This window comes from Allorhodopirellula heiligendammensis (assembly GCF_007860105.1).
GTDB lineage: Bacteria > Planctomycetota > Planctomycetia > Pirellulales > Pirellulaceae > Rhodopirellula > Rhodopirellula heiligendammensis.
In genome coordinates this window covers 2,105,890-2,122,023 of record NZ_SJPU01000002.1, presented here as the reverse complement: position 1 = coordinate 2,122,023, position 16,134 = coordinate 2,105,890, and the positions used below count along the sequence as shown (strand labels likewise).

The window sequence follows — 16,134 nt, the reverse complement described above, 5'->3', positions numbered from 1 at the left end:
CGCTGTTCGTTCGTGGAGCCATCCATCCACGACCGACCGAGAAGGAATGATCGAAGTTTGCAAACTCGGAAAGCTGGAAACTTGAAATTTGGATCGTCCGTCAACGCAATTCTCAGGGGGCTAAACCACGACCTGCTCTCGGACGCTGAAGTCGCACAATTGCAACACGGTTTGTCTGTAACTGGTCAGACTTCAGAGCTAGGTCCGCCCAATGCATCCGCAGCAGCAAGGGAAGTTTGCTCGAAACCGACGACGAGGGATTTGAACAACTCAATGGGCCCAGTGCGGTCAGGAGTTAAAACGAATTGGTGCCTGAGGTGTCTGAAAACAAGAATAAACCGGAATCACGAACTTTTTTTTCGGAGTGCCAGACACCGCAGTTGGTGTTCTGATAGGAGTCTGATAGTGTTCTGATAAGAAATTGGGACGGGAAGAGAAAGTGGCGTTTTATCGCTAAAAACAGTGTTTTCATGATTCAAATCTCGAATCCCACCCCATCCGCTTGACCTGAGTTGCCGCGTCTCCTGAGACGCGCAGGTCAAACTGCAATTTCTCTCCGAGACACACACAGGGCATGTCTTGGAAAGATCTAACTATCTCGTCATTACGGGTAGCGAATATCACCGCGGCGCAACCGCGTGTCCCATTTTTTGATATCGCTTTTGCGAGAGTTGGCATTTTCTTGATCGGCTCGGTACCCAAGAGTATCGCCTGCGATTCCTCGTAAGTTCTCGATCGTCAGCACCCGTACTGCCATCGAGGGTGAATCCAAGAGCTCGACGAGTTCAGCATCGGCTCCGGCGGCGAGTTCCTCAGGAGTGAACCCTACGAGTAGCTTGAAAAGTCGCTTGCTGTCGGCCAGCTCGGCACGCTCGATGGCCGCCCGCACGGCTTCAGCCGCATCCGCATCGGACGCGATTTGTTGCCGCAGCATCTCGACGTGTTCTTGCCAATAGAGTCGCTGACGCGGGCGGTTGAGAATCCCATCGCCCCCGAAATACACATCCGCTCGGCCGAGCAGAAGCAATGTTTCGGCAGCCAGGGCGGCGACTTCCACACGGCGAAACGTCATTGCTTCGCGGAGTGATTTCTCAATCGGCTCGTCTCGAGTCGTGAACTCGATCAGGCCGTCTCGAGCTGAGTCGGCGAGCACATCCTTTTTCGCATCAGCATCAATCCAGGCAGGCAGTCGATCGACTGGTCCAATTGTCGCAGGCTGCGTCCCTTTGCCTTGGTACTGCTGGTTCGTCTCAAGGGTCAGCGTCTCACCAGCCGAGGGATCCGGAGCCCCAGCGACTGGAACGGCCTGGATCATGACCGTTCCTTGGACAGAAATCACGCGGTAGTTTGGGATTCGGTTCGTCGGCACCAGTGGATTCGCACCAAGCGGACGGAAATGGTTCAATTCGATCGCCAGCACAGTCTGCGACTCAGGCATGGCGATTTTGATCTGACGCTGGCCGAGCATCACCATGGTGTTCACGTTTGGTTTTGTCGACGCCAGCAAGATTCGGCCATCTAGAATCTGTGTTACCACACCGATGGTTTCGTTCTGTCCGATTCGCATCCGCGTGGGCCCGGCGAGTGTCCATTCGATGCCACCAGAATTCAGGAGTGTAGGGCGAAAGAGTGCTGGAGCCACAATGGTCTGCCCGGCCAGGACGCTGGAGTCACTGGGAGCAGGGGCTGGCGAGTTGGGAGTTGGTTCAGCGGTTTCGGGGTTGGCTGGCTCGGCGTCGGCTGCCTCGGGTTCGGCGGGCGCCATCGCTGGATCAGCCTCTGCCTCGCGTGCCATCAACCGCTTCCAAACATCGCCCTGGCGAACAATGACGAGACTGCCGGTTTGATTCATCTCGGCGACAACAGGTGCGGAGGTGGGAGTCGCATCCTCCACTGTCGTTGTTTTCGGAGCACCGGATTCTACTTCGGCAGCGGGTTTTACTTCGGCAGCGGGTTCTATTTCGGCAGCAGGTTCTATTTCGGCATCCATGTCGCTCCCGGGAATTGTCGGAGCGGGAGTTGGGCTCATCTCAGCCCCCAGGTCCTCAGCGGTCATCTCAGGGGCCAAGTCAGTGGTGGTTGCACCGGTTGGATCAAGATTCTCGGCGTCCGCAACATCCATGTCCTCGGGTTCTCTCGCTGTTGAGGCGGGGACGGCCGACTCAGCAGGAGTTTCGACTGGCGTCGGCATGAGATCGGGTGTCGTGGCGGCATCCACCGGCGCAGCGTCCGTAGGATCGGGCACACTGTCGGTTGACTCCTGAGCGGCAGTCGCCTTCGGATCGGTCTGTGCAGGTGGCTCCTGCTCTGGAACGGATTCGTTCGTCGCGGGGCCGTTGGCGGGCGTCTGCGAAGGTAAATCGGTAGGCTCTGACCTACTGGGTTTCGTCGTCGACTTCGTATCCTTGTCGCCCTCGTGCTGGGCAACGGCACTGTCACCACTGATGTCTTTCTCGCTCAGTGGCGAGAACACTTGGCCAAGCGCATACATCAGGACGCCCGCCAGGGCCAACGCAACCAGCCAGGAAGTGATTCGCGAGGGGCGGATGCCGCGACCGTATCCATCGGTTCGGTCCATCATTGCCCGGGTCGTGCCCGCAACAATCTCTGCTTCGCTGCGACCAGAATCATCATCTGGATCGACTGTTTTGCGGAGCCGCGCCGAGGCGTTCGCGACACCGGAATCCTTTGGTCCAACAGGACGAATCGCCGTGGCAGCATCGCGATCAAAGTCCATTGCATCCCGATCCAGATCTGCTGCCGATGCGTTGGCGAGAGCATAGTTGCTCCCTTGAGAAGGGCTCGTTTTTTTCGGCGTATCATTCGGAATCTCAACCCCGGAGTACGTCACCGGTTCAGGGGGAGGAGCAGGTTTTGCGGAGCGGGTATCTGCTGCGGGTTGAGACTGCTTCTCCATTGCCCGCAACTCGTCGCTGCTGGGCAGCTTGTAGATGCGCTGCCGCAGTCGGTCGCTGACCTGAGCGGGCTGTCCCAGCACCACCGTCAAGATCTGGTGACAGGCGGCCGCTTCAGAAAGCGACGTATCCGATTCCAAACACAGTCGCTCGATCTCGGCGATCTGTTCCGGTGACAACGTGCTGTCGAGATACTCACTCATCGCATTGGCGTTCTCGAGGGGCCCGATCGCGTCGGGCGAGATCGCGCCGATTTCACGTTTGTCGACGGAATTTCGAATTCGTGCAATCAGCGCTGTGGCAATCCCGCTCTCGTCGATTTTGGCTTTGAGGGCATTCGCGTCCTCATCTTCGAGCATGTCGTCGAGGTAGGCCAGCAGGGTCCGGAGAGTCAGTCGCATGTGTTTCTCGATCGAAAAAGCTGTCGGTGATATCGTCTAGAACAATAGTGACGCCGCGTGCTCAGATCCGTGCACTCATTTACAAAATCTTCGATTTTTCTCCCTGACGCTCAACTCAACGGGCTCGGGAATGAAGGGTGACACACACACTGCGGTGATCCGACCCGCAATCGCTACCGATCTGAAAACCAGTGCAAACCAAATCGTCGCTAATCAGGACATGGTCAATTCGCAGCCCGAGCGGAAACGCTGGGCGGGCATACCATGTCGGACGGAAATCCCAACGCGGAGCTGCCCGTCGCAGCCCTGCCGAGCGAAGCAGATCGGTGAAGTTCGCATTCCAGGGCGTGAGGTTGAGGTCGCCGACGACCACCGTTCGCCGAGGGCGGCCTAACTCGGGGCGAACGTAAGCGGCAAGTTTTTTAAGCTGGCGATTGCGGTTATCGAAATGAATATCGCCCACCGGTGGCACAGGATGCGTCGCGATGATGCAGCAGTCGTCCACGGTCACCTCCAAACTTAGCGGGCATCCTGCCAGCGGAAGCGCTCTCGCAGATCGCAACGGCAGTCGAGACAGGATGCCGATTCCGAAATTTCCGATGTCTTGTTCGTGAATGGTTTGGTAGGGGTGCGAATCTTGGAAGGACTCTCGTAGCCGCGCAGCCAGTTTGGTGCTGAGTTCGATCACGACGATGACGTCCGCATCGAGCAGACGCAGTTCATCAATGATGTCGTCGTGTCGCTCGTTCGAAGTCAGCACGTTGGTAGTGACGATCCGCAGCGGACGGCAACCGGTAGCGCTCGCGGCGTGATCCATCGATCCAAAATTGATCATCGACAAATTCGCCAGCATCAACGCCGCCGCCAATGCGAAAGTCCACCAGTCTCGCAGCAGCAATGCCAGTCCCCCGAGCACCATGACTGCGATCAGACCCTGGACACGGAAATTCGCTACCGTATCGAAGATCCAGTGGTAACGAGCAAATAGCGATGCAGCGGTGGCGATCGAGAGAACAACAGCGAGTACGGCCTCAAAACTACCGGCGATTTTAATGACATTATTCATTTGTATTGAGATTCCGGTTGCCCGTCCGCAATGTCGATTGATGCGCGTATGCACGACCAGCAGAACGTGCTGCCAATCACGCCACGCGACGACTGCAGGTGGGATTCACTGTAGCCGACACGTATGTCCAAGTCTGGTCAATCAACCGTTCGCTTCAACCAATCGCCGATTCGAGCAGTTGGTGCTCGTTCCAGTCGGCTGTCGGGCGGACGTCCACCAAGCGACCGCTGGCAAAGACTCCGATGCGGTCGCAGACCCCCAGCAATTCTGGAAGATAACTGCTGACCAACACGATTGCTTTTCCTTGGCTGGCGAGTTGGCCGATTTGTTCATAGATCGTACTCTTGCTGCCGATGTCGATGCCCCGGGTAGGCTCGTCGAGCAACAAAATGTTGCAGTCGTGTAGCAACAATCTCGCCAGCGCGATTTTCTGCTGATTGCCTCCGGAGAGCTCGCCGATGAGCTGATCAGGTGACGCTGCTTTCACATCGAGCGTTCGCATCCACTGCCGAGTGTCGTTGGCCATTGGTGTATCGCGGAGCAATCCATATCGGCGATACGACCGGGCCCTTGTAATGGTCAGGTTGTCGCTCAGGCTGCGGGCTAGAAACAGCCCTTCGTCCTTGCGGTCTTCCGATACCATCCCCATCTGATCGCGTGACCAACTCAGGTCAGGACGTCGACGGCTGGACGCTCGACCAGCGACGCGTACCTCGCCAGTGGTAAGTCGGTCGAGACCGAAGATGGTACGCAGCGTCTCAGTGCGTCCAGCTCCGATCAGCCCCGCGATTCCAAAAATTTCACCGTGGTAAACCTCGAAATCAACCGCCGCTGGGCCGGTGTCGCTGGAGAGTTGTTTGACCTGGAGAGCGACCTCTCCGCGAGTATGGGCAAAGTGCGGATAAAGATTGGAGAGTTCCCGCCCTACCATGCTGTGAATGATGTCATCCATCGTGGCTGTTGCGGCTGGCTCGGAGGTCCGCTCTGATACCGACCGATCGGTACGGTCAGGGCGGTCTGATCTGGCGGCGTGGGCGGGCATTGAGCCGCAACGGACGCTGCGTCCGTCGCGGAGGACGGTATATCGATCGGCGATGCGTTGGCATTCTTCGAGAAAATGGCTGATATAAAGAACGCTCACGCCGGTCGCCGCGAGTTGCTCGATCACGGCGAACAGACGCTGGGTGTCGACTTGCGTGAGACTGCTCGTGGGCTCGTCAAGGATTAACAGCTTGAGCGATTGCGATGGGTCGTGTTGCGAAGTGACAATTGCTCTCGCTATTTCGACCATCTGTTGTTCAGCAATCGATAATTCGCCTGCAGGGCGGTCCAGAGCGAGATGCGCGCAATTCAATTTCTCAAGGGCTTCGCTCGCCCAGCGACGCTCGGCCGTGCCGTCGATCCAGCCGAGCTTTCCCGCGATCGCTCGCAGCGGAGTGCCAGTGTGCCGCAGTTCATGGCCCAACAAAATGTTTTGGCCGACCGAAAGCTCGGGCGCCAGATTCAGCTCTTGATAGATCATGGCAATCCCCGCAGCTTGGGATTGGCGTGGGTCGGCAAATTCGATCACCTTGCCATCGAGCCGAATGTCACCTTGGTCGGGGCGATGGGCGCCGCTGAGCACCTTCATCAAGGTACTCTTGCCCGCCCCGTTTTCACCAATGATTGCATGAACTTCGCCCGCACCAACACTGAGGTCGACGGCATCAAGCGCGCGCGTGGCGCCAAACGACTTACCGATCTCACTCAGTTGCAACCGCAGTGTCATGATGGATCTCGTGTCGGGGTGCAGGGAAGATTCGGTAGCGTCTCCAAAGTCGATTGAATCAACATCCCGCTAGCAGTCGCCGGGTGGCCGCGGTGATGTCGTCCTGACGCATCAAGGACTCACCCACCAGTATACCTTTCACGCCGCCCGCCTTCAGACGCAGCACGTCGTCATAGCTGGCGATGCCGCTCTCACCAACAATCAATCGATCTGCAGGGATTCCTTCGGCAACGCGCAGTGTGTGGCTCAGATCGGTACGAAACGAACGCAAGTCCCGGTTGTTTACGCCGACTAGTCGCGTCTTCGTCGCCAAAACGGCGGCGAGATTATCGGGCTCGAAGAGCTCGATCAACGTTTGCATTCCCAGCGAACTGGCTCGTGCGTCCAGTTCGATGAGCTGATCGGGCGTTAGGCACTCAGCGATTAACAGGACCGCATCCGCTCCGCTAGCCCGCGCTTGCAGCAACTGATATTCATCGATAATGAAATCCTTCCGCAGGATGGGTAGATCCACTGCTTGCCGAACCGCCCGCAGGTAATCCAACGAACCTTGGAAAAATGGTTCGTCCGTCAACACGCTGATACAGGCGGCACCACCCAAGGCATATGCAGATGCGATCGCTGCGGGATCAAAATTCTCGCGGATGAGACCTGCCGACGGGCTGGCTCGTTTGACTTCGGCAATTAACCGCACCTCCTCGCCAGTCGCCAAAGCGGCGTGAAAATCTCGGCAGGGGAGCATCTCGGCCACGGCGTCGGCGAGCTGGGCAGGCGAAACAAGCTCACGATCCCGCTGGATCGTCTCGCGAGTTTTAACAAGAATATCATCGAGAATCGTCAAGGGAAATCAATCGAATGTCGGGTTCGAACATGTCAGAATTGCAAGACTGACATGTTATCAAGACAGGGCGATGGAGGGGAGCGTGCAAGGATGATGTACGGCCCCAATGGTGGGTTGAACGTGACAGTCAACGCTACCTCAACGACAAATCAAATTGGGATGCAGCGGTACAATACGTCCTCGATGCATAGACGCCACGGCCAACACGAACCCGCAGCGCCAGCGAGGAATCGTATGTGTTTCCACGCTCGCGCTAAGGGTTAGTATGTCACAGTGGGGCACCTTGCTGACACTTCGGGTTGGTATGAAACGCCGGTCACTGCTTTGCGAACACGATGTGTTGGAACTCCGGCAGGGTCTCGCGGAGGATGGCGAGGATGTTCGCTCGCATCTCTTTGCTGAGGTGCGCGTACTGCTCGGACTCGTCCCGATTCTGCAACACATCGAGTAACCGAGCGAGGATGATTGAGCGGACTTCGTCGGGGAGACCGCCAAAGGCGTCACTGTGAATCAAATAACTGCAAGGGTACTGAAATAACCGCGTGTTGAGATCAAAATCGCGCAGTGACCGCCCGGCTGCGTCGCGTTTACCTCGGGCTTGGAAGTCCGCGGCAAACGTGGTCGTTCCAGATACCTTGTCGGTGAGTTGGAACTCGTCGCACATTAACATGTGTTCCAGCACGCGGTCGGCCGCCGCTGAGATCCGTCGCTGTGCACTATCGCTCAGGAAGTTCTTGGGGCGGTCAAGCAGTTCGTTCATTTGATAGGACTGGTGAAGCGCCTGGCGGGTTTCATAATTGGCCGCCGTGATCGCATTGTGCATTTGGGTCTGATGCTCGAGCACCATCAGAGCGACAATGTCACTGTGCGGCGTCAAATAGGCTTCGGTGCGAAACCGATCTCGCAAGTCAACTTTGTTGGCCCCCGGTTCGCGATCGAAAGTGTATTCGTCACCCTCGCAGATCGTATTGCCCATATGCCGCATCGAACCATGTTGCCCCGTGACATACCAACCACCCCAGCGGTCACGAAAGTCGCTCGTTTGATCCGTCGTGAACGTACCGCTGCCTAGTTTGGGACGCCCCGCCGCATCGGCAAACACACTCCTGACGAGGAACCCCGGTACATTCTGTGTGCGGCTGGAAACATGACAGGAGAGGCATTGCCCTCGGTCTCGAGTGAGCTTCGGTGTGGTTGTTTCGTCCGCTTGATCGAGCGTATAAAAAATCGCCCCCTGCTGAGGATCGGTCGCCACCAGTTCAAGCGTCTTGCCATTCTGGCAATACCCAATGTACACGTCGTCATTGAAGTACAACGCGCGAGGCTGACGTGGAGAGATTCGACTGATTTGCAAACTCGTTTTAGAAAAAACGAGCGTTTGCGAATTTACCGGTACATCCAATTCCTGCAGTACCGATTCCAAGTACCCGAATTCCGCATCATGAGCCAATTGGGTCTCACCGGCTTGAATCTGTGCTGCTAGTTTCGCCACCGGATCATGAACTTCGGTGTGCAGATAGTCGATAGGTGGCCGCTCGTAACCATTCATCTGGGCGTTGGCTGCAGCAGTCGTTAACATGCTCAGCAAACAACCCAGCCACATCGAGCGTACGTGAGGTAGGACGCGGCGCAGCAGCATGTTGAGATCCAGTAGGCGAGGCAGGGCTGGATAAGAGAGGTGTGATGATACGAGGTCGCATTTGCCTTCAAGCACGGTCCCCGATATCATCATTACTGCACGACATGGTATAGGATCTTGTTCTGCACGTCAAGGTGCAGATTTCGGTAGGATGTTCCTTTTCATTGGATTGAGATGCTTTCAAAGACAGCGGAATATGCATTGCGAGCGGTAGCCTGCTTGGGCAGCCGCGTGGGCAATTCAGTATCAGCGGATCAGCTAGCCGTCGAGACCAAGGTGCCCCGACGCTACCTAACCCGTGTTCTGCAAGATTTGGCGGCGGCCGGATTAGTCACTTCACGGCCAGGCCCCGGAGGCGGGTACGAGCTATGCAGCGACACCAACACGCTGACGATTCTTGACGTGGTCAATACGGTAGCTCCGGTCGAGCGCATCCGCAGTTGTCCGCTCGGGCTGAAGTCGCACACGTCCCTCTGCCCGCTGCACGCGGAGCTAGATAAAGCCTACGCGGCGACCGAAGCGGCCTTTGCCAGTGTCACAATTCGCGAACTGGTGGAATCCGCCAGTCCGATCCAGCCACTCTGTGAGAGTGTCTCATTAACGCCGAGCGCCAGCACCTGCATCTCATCGTGCAGTGAGTCGGATTAGCCACGCCCGGTGGGTGCGAGGAGTTGCGTGAAGTCGATCGCCGCCCTGGGCAAGCACTTCGGGGATACTCGTCTGCGTAGCGTGCCGACCAAGACGGCTAGGTTCTGCGGCGAGCTAGAGATCTGCTTACCAGAAAAGTCAGCTACCGGCCAAATTGTGATCGCCGAAGCCTGAACAGAGCGCATGGCCGATGTCACTAGGCGACTTCATTTCGACTTGCCGCGCATGTGTGGTAGCCGGCGGCCTTGCGACGCGGCGATGGCGAGTTGCGAGCGAAGTTCGTCGAGGGTGAGTGGGCTGACAGGGATCGTGATCAGATCTTGCAGATCAATCTCACTGGCCAGGTTCCGCTTGCCGATCTTTTCAACTTCCTTGTCGAGTTCGCTCAGCCAGGGCGGCAGATCCAAGCCGACGCCGACAGGGGTTCGTGTGAGCTGATTGGCTTCAAACTCAAGTTCTTCGAACGCGGAGCTATGTTCCTGGTTGGCTTCCGCATCGGCCATCGCAGGAGCGATCAACGCACGCATGCGGTCGATCGTCATCGGCTGTACGAATCGCTCTTCCAAGCGATCGGCAATCGTGGGCATTCGCATCGAATAGCGTTTCTGGAGTTCTCGCAAACGCTTCACGTACAGTTCGGCTTCTGCGGCGATCCGCTCGTTCAGACTCTCCCGCCATGCCAGGGCAGCTTCGCCTAAATTCATGCGCACGAGCACCTGATGCGTCCACATGATCGGTTTGAGGTTCCAAGCGACCCGTTCGTATCTAGCCCGCAGTCTTAAGAAGTCGAGAAAGGTGTAGACCATTTCACCGCGATCGCTCTGCGTCGTGGTGCTGTTGTAATCTTGATACTCGGCATGGTGGTCCATCAACGATTCGAACACCAATGTGATACAGCGTGCCGCTTCGCCCAGTTCGATTCTGCCTTCTTCGATAGCTCGCATCAATTCGGTTTCGTCGAGCAGGTCGTCGCCATCTTCCAGCGCCCTGCCGAGCCAGCTCTCGACGCCTTGGTGTAGCACTGCCCGGATGTTGCTCAGCTGCAGGAACCCTTGTGTGAACAGGGGGTCGCCGAAGGCTTGAATGAACTCGACGAGCCGTTTCCATTTGGGGCCATCGCTGACCGACTCCAGTGGCGAGAGACGGAGTGTTTGGCTGTGGGCCAGCCAACTACCGAGCATCACCTCGGTTAGCTTTTCAAGCAGCGGGATCAGCGTTTGGGAGATTGCATGTTGGTCGGTCGCAGTCAGCTCGCGACTGTCGACGGAAGGTTCGCAAGCGTCGCTCGACTTGGCGTGAGCGTCGCCGTGCCGCGCCGCTTCGCTATGCAGCGCTGAGTCAGAAAACGATCCCACGAGCGAACGATAGCCGGCACGGTAGAGTCCGTCGAACTCGGTGACGGCACCCGCACCGATGGGGTTGCGTTGTTCCATCTGTCTCGCGGTCTCGATCAGCCGGCAGGTTTCCACAATCAGGCCGCGGCGGGGCATCCAGTGCAACAGGTGCCGGAGCACACGTTCCCGCAGTCTCGCAACGTAAATTTTGACAGGATCGCCACCGCGCGAGAGGGGAATGTAGAGCAGGTTCCGCTGGATGATCGACTCGACAAACGCGGGGAACGACGTTCGCGCCAACTCCGAATCGCCTGCGATCAAGGCGGCAAACAGTTCGATTGCGCCCGCGTCGTCTTCGGCAAACTCTTCATTGAGATCCGATGAAAGGTTCCCATTGAGAGCGCACAATGCACTGCTGATCAACCGCCGGGCGTCCGACATTTCCACGGCAGTTTCGATGATGCGTTCCATCAAACCATCACGCAGGACACGACGTCGGTCGTAGGTCCGCATGGATTCTTTGTCGGTACCGGCGGGTTTGATCTTGTACGCACGTACGTCGCTGAGCAGTTGCAGCAGGCCAATGCGGTTCTTAACCGCCCGTCGCGCCCACGCCTGCAATGACTCAATTTGCTGTTCTTGTTGCTGACGGGCTTGGCGGGCGCTCTCGGCATCGCCGCTGGACGACTTCGGCGAGGTCGACGGCGCGTTATGAAACTGGTGGTGAGTGATGGCGACGTCGGCACCAACGGCCCACATGCGGGCGAGGGCTTGCAGGAAGTCGAGTCGACTGCCGAGTCGCTTCACTTCGGTCTCGATTTCGTCGACGCTGTCCGAGTCGCCGCCGGTGTCGAAAATTGAACCTTCGTTACCGTCATCCGTCGTATCTTGATAGCTCATGCCTTCATAGGCAGCGGCGAAGATATCTTCGTCATCCTCGAGGTCAGCTTCGGGATCGAGCAAGTCGTCGGTGGCGCTGGCGAGCTCTCGTTCCCAATCGTCCGCCGAGTGGTTACCCAGTGCTGAGTCGCCGACTTCGAAATGGGGTGCTGACCAATAGGACTCCGCGTTGGCTTCGAGATAGTCAAAAAACTTGTTCACGCGTGGCCACAGTTCGGTGGGCTCGTCACGCAGATGGTCGCGAAGTTGCAGCAGCCAACGCTCGGCAAGTCGCGGCAGTGAGCTCGCGCCGGTCCGCAGCCCCACTCGATCGGCTTGGCCCAGCCAGTGGATCAGCAGGGCTTGGGCGGGAATGAAATCCTTGCGTTCGAGTAGTGCGGTGATCACGAGCATGTACGCCCGGGGTGAATCAAACATCTCGGCGTGCGGAGCCCAAAACGCGATATCACCATGACGTGCACCGCCGCGATGCCACAGACGCAGCGCCTGGGCGACCAACCGTGCCGACTCGTAGGATTCCCAGGGATCCGCGGCGTCGACCGACTCCACCGTGTGGGCGGCAAAAGTCCGCCACCACTGGGCGATCTCACGGTACTGGGCATCCATTTGGTCGTAGGCCGCTTCGTCATCGCGCGCCGCCGCCTCGCTCCAAACCCTCGCGATGTATCCAAATAGACTTTCGATGATGAACAACAGCTCATCGAGTCGCGAGTCGTGAATCGTGTTCTCGATGCCGGGATAGAGGCTGAAGTTGCCCGTAAAACCGAGAATGTCCCAGGGGTCCATCAGGCCACCGCACTCGATCGCGCGGCGTATCAAATCAAAGCTAGCGGCAGGAACCTGGATCGCGGCGGGCAGGTCGCCGCTACGCAGAGAGCGCAGTCCGAGGGTCATGCCGCAATCGATCCGGCACATCAATCTCGCCGACGCCGCTGACACCACATCGGCTTGCTTTGCCGCCGAATCAGCGTAGCCCATGCGGGCGTAGATGCGGGCGAGCTGCACATGCTGCAACTGCACGGCCCGGCTCCTTGCCAGCGAAGCGTTGAGATGCTGCCGTGCGGCTCCGAAAGGCTGGTGCCGCGTCTCGGCTTCGGCTAATAGTCGTTCTCCATGTTGGCCACCGATTTGAGATATCCGCCAACGATAGAACTCGTCGCGATAATTCGCGATCGGTACCATCAGCGAGCGGAGCGTCACGTCGCTCGAATAGGCGCCGGGCCCCCATCCTGAAACTCCCGACGCCATCAGCATCGTGCCCGCGAGCACCGATGCGGCTTCATCGAGTAGCTCGTCAGCAGGCGCATCGGTCGTTTCGTTGAGACGGCATAGCAGCGCATCGAGAGTGACACTGCGGAGCATGAATCGATCATAGCGTCCATCGCTATCAATCGATCGCTCGTCCCAGCCGCCGAAGTGATAATTCGGACGGCGGTTGACGGGATGATCGAAATCATAGGCACGCGGGTCCAAGCACAACTCGCGGATCTGATCAGGATCCATCGCCGCGGCGCGGAGGATCTCCTCCGGAGCCTCCGTGATGGCTTTGAGTGCTCTGCGAATCAGCTCTCGATACGGTCCCGCCGTGATCCCCACGCCATGGATCATCATGGGGATGGGACGCACAAACTCATGCGAATAGGGTTGGCAGGCGCGGTTCTCGAGGACTGCCACGGGGCGATAGCCGACGTAGTCATTGAGCTGAGAGATGATTCGCTCGACGAGTTCGTTTTCGTCTGCGATTGTCGCAGCGTCACCAACATGTGCGAGAACGGCCTCGGCGCAGCGTGCCAGAAACAGCCCGTTGAACAGAATCTCGGGTTCAAGGTGAAAGAGCAGGTCGCGATGAAAATCCAGGTAGGCGGGCAGTAGCTTGGACCACAGCACCCGAATCACCGTCCGGGCTCGAGTGACATCTCCAAACGCAGAGGACTCGCTCGACTGCAGTTTCTCGGTGGTCTCTTCGAGCCAGTGCCGCATGATCAAAAATGGCGGCGGCCCCGACAGAACATCGCCACCGGCGGCTTCATCGTGCACCCGGTTCCAAGCCTTGAGAATTGCCGGTGCGGCGGGCCCGGAGGAGAACGTGAGGTACCCCAACAGACTCTGCAAAGCATCTCGACCGGCTTCCGACGGCCCTTCGAGCGCAGCCCGCCAAGTCGCTTCAAAGTCATTGTCGGGCAGGATTAAGTTCAGCGGTGAGGCCGCTTGATCACCTGCCTCAGAGTCCTCACGGCGAGGCGAGTCCTGCGGACGTTCGCTGGGAGGATTCGATGACATGGCTCAGGCTTTCTTAACGCTCTTTTTCGACGTCTTCTTCAATGGCTTTCGGGCCGACTTTTCCACCGTCCGCTTGACGCTCTTCTTAGCCGCCTTCTTACTTGCCTTTGCTGTCGATCGTTTGACCGACACCGCTTTCTTCACGGACTTCTTGGCGGACTTTTTCGCCGTTTTCTTGACTGCTTTGACAGCCGACTTCTTCGTGGACTTCTTGGCTGATTTCTTGGCAACAGCAGCGGTAGGAGTCACGCTCTTCTTCACCGATTTCTTAACGGATTTCTTGGCCGCCTTCTTGGTGGTCTTTCGCTTGCTGGGGGTGGAACCGCCGCCGAAAGCGGCTGCCCAGCCATCGGTGTACTTCTCGTTTGGGCCGACTCGTAGGATCGTCATCGTGTCGATTGCCTAGTGTGTGATGTGATACGTGTAGGGAAAAAGTGCGATGCGTGGATCATCACGCATCGCCATCAAGTCCCATGTTTTATCGCATCTGAAATATTTAACGAGGGGCTTAACCGAGTTGGCATCAACCAGCATGGATGCTTTTGTAACGAGCCTTCTTGGAATCGTCGTCGGCATCCTCACCCATCCGCTCGCGGCGGTTACGTTCATAGGTGTCGAAGTTGCCTTCGCACCAGACGACTTGGCCGTTGCCTTCAAACGCCAAGATGTGCGTGGCCAAGCGGTCGAGGAACCAGCGATCGTGCGACGTCACCACGACACAACCGGCGAAGTTTTCGATCGCCTCCTCGAGGGCCCGTAGTGTGTCCACGTCCAAATCGTTAGTCGGTTCATCCAACAGCAGCACGTTGCAACCCTTCCGGAGTAGCGAGGCCAGGTGAACGCGATTGCGTTCTCCACCGGAGAGAATACCGACCTTCTTCTCTTGATCGGGGCCCTTGAAATTGAATCGCGAAACGTAGGAGCGGGCATGCATGGGGCGACCGCCCATGTCCAGTGAATCGTGGCCTCCGCTGATCTCCTGGTAGATCGTTTTATTGGGGTCGAGTGCATCGCGAGACTGGTCGACGTAGCCGAGATCCACCGTCTCACCAATCTTGATCGTGCCCGAGTCGACCGGCTCATGACCTGTCAGCATTTTAAACAACGTCGTCTTGCCAGCTCCATTGGGGCCGATGATGCCGACGATTCCGCCCGGCGGCAGACGGAACGACATGTCCTTCATCAACAACTTGTCGCCGAATGCCTTGTTGACCTTGTCAGCCTCGATCACCAGCGAGCCGAGGTGCTTGCCCGAGGGAATTTGGATTTCGAGTTCATCGGGACGGTCCTCGAAGACCTCCTGGGACATCTGCTCGTAGGACTTGATCCGTGCCTTGGATTTTGCTTGCCGTGCCTTAGGACTCATACGAATCCACTCAAGTTCGCGAGCGAGGTTCTTCTCACGCGCCTTCTGTTGACGCTCCTCAAGAGCCATCCGCTTCGCCCGGTTTTCCAACCAAGCCGAATAATTGCCTTCGAAAGGCATCCCCTTGCCGCGATCGACTTCGAGAATCCACTGGGCCACATTGTCGAGGAAGTAACGATCGTGCGTCACAGCCACAACGGTGCCAGGATATTTTGCGAGGTGCTGTTCCAGCCACGATACGCTCTCGGCATCAAGGTGGTTGGTCGGTTCGTCGAGCAGCAGCAGGTCGGGTTGGCGGATCAAGAGCTGGCATAGAGCGACCCGGCGTTTCTCACCACCGGAGAGATTCGTGATCTCGGCATCGGCGGGCGGTAGGTTCATCACGGCCATCGACATTTCGACAAACCGATCGAGTTCCCACAGGTTGTTCGCGTCAATGACGTCTTGGAGCTCGGCCATCTCGTCGCAGAGTTTCGTCATCTCGTCATCGTCGGTGACGTCACCGAGCAAGCCAGAGATTTCGTTGAAACGGTCGATGATCGCTTGCCGCTCGGCAACGGCGACCTGCACGTTTTCGAACACCGTCTTGGTCGGGTCCAGTGGCGGTTCTTGCTCGAGATAGCCCACCGTGAATCCTTTGCCCAGCCGCGCGGTGCCTTCGAATTCCTTGTCGTAGCCCGCCATGATCTTCAGCAGCGTCGATTTGCCGGCCCCGTTGGGTCCGAGCACACCGATCTTTGCCCCAGGATAGAAAGCGAGGTTGACGTTTTCGAGCACTTTTCGCTGACCGTGTTTCTTGGTCAGGTCAGTGATTTGATAGATGAATTGTCCGGCCATGAAAAATCAGTGGGGGGAGTGGGGGAGATGTGAGAGGAGAGTTTCGGAATCTGGGGGGGGAAGCGGAGTTCGCAGTCAGCCGAGGATGTTGCTAACGTTGGCTTCCACGGGAGGTTGGGTCTGAGGGGAATTCGAGCGT

Annotated in this window: 10 protein-coding genes; 3 read left to right on the top strand and 7 right to left on the bottom strand. The window is 57.6% G+C overall.

Going from position 1 to position 16,134, the window contains the following annotated elements:
• Positions 1-604: 604 nt before the first annotated feature.
• The 5 genes from Poly21_RS18145 to Poly21_RS18125 form a co-directional block, all read right to left on the bottom strand.
• Complete coding sequence (locus tag Poly21_RS18145) at positions 605-3,316, bottom strand: hypothetical protein (protein WP_146408281.1); 2,712 nt, start codon at positions 3,314-3,316, stop codon at positions 605-607.
• A 115-nt stretch (positions 3,317-3,431) separates the two neighbouring features.
• Positions 3,432-4,382, bottom strand: coding sequence for an endonuclease/exonuclease/phosphatase family protein (locus Poly21_RS18140; RefSeq protein ID WP_146408280.1), 951 nt, complete (start codon positions 4,380-4,382; stop codon positions 3,432-3,434).
• Between the two features lie 154 nt (positions 4,383-4,536).
• Positions 4,537-6,150 carry a sugar ABC transporter ATP-binding protein gene (locus Poly21_RS18135; protein WP_146408279.1) on the bottom strand — a complete coding sequence of 538 codons (1,614 nt, stop codon included), beginning with the start codon at positions 6,148-6,150 and terminating at the stop codon, positions 4,537-4,539.
• A 58-nt stretch (positions 6,151-6,208) separates the two neighbouring features.
• A complete protein-coding gene (trpC, locus tag Poly21_RS18130; protein ID WP_146408278.1) occupies positions 6,209-6,991 on the bottom strand; it encodes an indole-3-glycerol phosphate synthase TrpC in 783 nt (260 codons plus the stop codon).
• Between the two features lie 316 nt (positions 6,992-7,307).
• Positions 7,308-8,630 (bottom strand): hypothetical protein, encoded by a 1,323-nt coding sequence (locus Poly21_RS18125; protein WP_302119484.1) that lies wholly within the window; start codon positions 8,628-8,630, stop codon positions 7,308-7,310.
• A gap of 174 nt (positions 8,631-8,804) precedes the next feature.
• On the opposite strand from Poly21_RS18125, the gene Poly21_RS18120 reads away from it, so the two are divergent.
• Together Poly21_RS18120 and Poly21_RS27670 are read left to right on the top strand one after the other, a co-directional pair.
• Positions 8,805-9,278 (top strand): Rrf2 family transcriptional regulator, encoded by a 474-nt coding sequence (locus tag Poly21_RS18120; RefSeq protein ID WP_146408277.1) that lies wholly within the window; start codon positions 8,805-8,807, stop codon positions 9,276-9,278.
• A gap of 27 nt (positions 9,279-9,305) precedes the next feature.
• A complete protein-coding gene (locus Poly21_RS27670; protein WP_302119482.1) occupies positions 9,306-9,452 on the top strand; it encodes a hypothetical protein in 147 nt (48 codons plus the stop codon).
• Positions 9,453-9,484: 32 nt separating this feature from the next.
• Here Poly21_RS27670 and Poly21_RS18115 read toward each other — a convergent pair whose 3' ends face one another.
• Positions 9,485-13,792, bottom strand: coding sequence for a hypothetical protein (locus Poly21_RS18115; protein WP_146408276.1), 4,308 nt, complete (start codon positions 13,790-13,792; stop codon positions 9,485-9,487).
• On the opposite strand from Poly21_RS18115, the gene Poly21_RS18110 reads away from it, so the two are divergent.
• The gene (locus Poly21_RS18110; protein WP_146408275.1) at positions 13,791-14,198 is read left to right on the top strand and encodes a hypothetical protein; all 408 of its coding nucleotides are present in this window, start codon (positions 13,791-13,793) and stop codon (positions 14,196-14,198) included. The genes Poly21_RS18115 and Poly21_RS18110 overlap by 2 nt on opposite strands.
• Before the next feature lie 117 nt (positions 14,199-14,315).
• Here Poly21_RS18110 and ettA read toward each other — a convergent pair whose 3' ends face one another.
• Positions 14,316-15,995, bottom strand: coding sequence for an energy-dependent translational throttle protein EttA (ettA, locus tag Poly21_RS18105; protein WP_146408274.1), 1,680 nt, complete (start codon positions 15,993-15,995; stop codon positions 14,316-14,318).
• Positions 15,996-16,134: the final 139 nt, after the last annotated feature.

What these genes read in the sequence shown, in the direction of transcription:
- Poly21_RS18110 (WP_146408275.1), top strand. Translation starts at nt 13,791, where the DNA reads ATGGCTCAGGCTTTCTTAACGCTCTTTTTCGACGTCTTCTTCAATGGC.
- Poly21_RS18115 (WP_146408276.1), bottom strand. Translation starts at nt 13,792, where the DNA reads ATGTCATCGAATCCTCCCAGCGAACGTCCGCAGGACTCGCCTCGCCGT.
- Poly21_RS18145 (WP_146408281.1), bottom strand. Translation starts at nt 3,316, where the DNA reads ATGCGACTGACTCTCCGGACCCTGCTGGCCTACCTCGACGACATGCTC.
- ettA (WP_146408274.1), bottom strand. Translation starts at nt 15,995, where the DNA reads ATGGCCGGACAATTCATCTATCAAATCACTGACCTGACCAAGAAACAC.
- Poly21_RS18125 (WP_302119484.1), bottom strand. Translation starts at nt 8,630, where the DNA reads ATGCTGCTGCGCCGCGTCCTACCTCACGTACGCTCGATGTGGCTGGGT.
- Poly21_RS18140 (WP_146408280.1), bottom strand. Translation starts at nt 4,382, where the DNA reads ATGAATAATGTCATTAAAATCGCCGGTAGTTTTGAGGCCGTACTCGCT.
- Poly21_RS18120 (WP_146408277.1), top strand. Translation starts at nt 8,805, where the DNA reads ATGCTTTCAAAGACAGCGGAATATGCATTGCGAGCGGTAGCCTGCTTG.
- Poly21_RS18135 (WP_146408279.1), bottom strand. Translation starts at nt 6,150, where the DNA reads ATGACACTGCGGTTGCAACTGAGTGAGATCGGTAAGTCGTTTGGCGCC.